General features: G+C 63.2%; 1 pseudogene. It reads right to left on the bottom strand.

The features are described from left to right. Positions 1 to 337, bottom strand: a pseudogene (locus tag KUG41_RS16235) (photosystem II q(b) protein); the annotation flags it as partial.

The following is a 337-nucleotide window of genomic DNA, read 5'->3' as shown; positions in this document are numbered from 1 at the left end:
AACACCAGCATGTAGTTGAAGGTGCCGCTGATGCCGAGGGGCATGCCGTCGGAGAAGGAACCCTGACCGAAGGGGTAGATCAGGAACACGGCGCTGGCAGCCGCCACGGGGGCGGAGTAGGCGACGCAGATCCAGGGGCGCATGCCGAGGCGGTAGGAGAGTTCCCACTCGCGGCCCATGTAGGCGAAGACGCCGATCAGGAAGTGGAAGACCACCAGCTGGTAAGGACCACCGTTGTACAGCCACTCGTCGAGGCTGGCGGCTTCCCAGATGGGGTAGAAGTGCAGGCCGATGGCGTTGCTCGAAGGAACAACGGCGCCGGAGATGATGTTGTTGC

Source organism: Synechococcus sp. CCY 9618, assembly GCF_019038415.1.
Taxonomy (GTDB): Bacteria; Cyanobacteriota; Cyanobacteriia; order PCC-6307; family Cyanobiaceae; genus Cyanobium.
Note: the sequence above shows the minus strand (reverse complement) of the source record. Positions and strands in the feature narration are given on the sequence as shown.